At 48.5% G+C, this 532-nt stretch carries 1 protein-coding gene; it reads right to left on the reverse strand.

Annotated elements, in window-relative coordinates; all coding sequences use genetic code 11:
- Positions 1-244: 244 nt before the first annotated feature.
- Positions 245-532, reverse strand: a 288-nt coding sequence (locus tag H8711_RS13935; RefSeq protein ID WP_249283917.1) for a transcriptional regulator, incomplete at its 5' end; no start/stop codon positions are given.

The following is a 532-nucleotide window of genomic DNA, read 5'->3' on the forward strand; positions in this document are numbered from 1 at the left end:
AGAAGAATATGCCGCTCTTTATGGCGGTAGGTGTACATTCCGAGCAGATCGTTCAGATTGTCAAGAAAATGGAGATGAATGCCCAGCTCACGGGCAATCTTCAAGGTATCTCTTGTTCCGCAGCTTTTGACAATGCTGTTCGCCTTTTTGTATATTTCCTCGGAGCGAATTATCACGGGACCTTCACCCCTTTCATGTTGAAGACAGTCAAAGTAAATCCGTCGGGAAGCCGAGATGCAGACAGTTATTCCTCTGCGTCCGTCTCGGTCTTCTTGTATTTCTTCGGCGTGTATTTCTCAACATTCCGGGCTTTGGATTCCCAATATATATCCTGCAACGCCTTCATCACCGCATCCTTATCCTGCTCGGACAGCGTACCGCCCGCAAACAAGCCGGACATTCCTTCAATCAGATCCTTTGCCTGTTTCATGCCACGGGAGCCGTACTGCTCGGATGCCTGAACCACAAACTCTTCGTCCTCGGTCAGCAGATAGTTCACATCCACCTTGAAGTATTCCGCGATTTTTCTGTA

Origin of the sequence: Ligaoa zhengdingensis (genome assembly GCF_014384885.1) — a bacterium.
Lineage (GTDB): Bacteria > Bacillota > Clostridia > Oscillospirales > Ruminococcaceae > Ligaoa > Ligaoa zhengdingensis.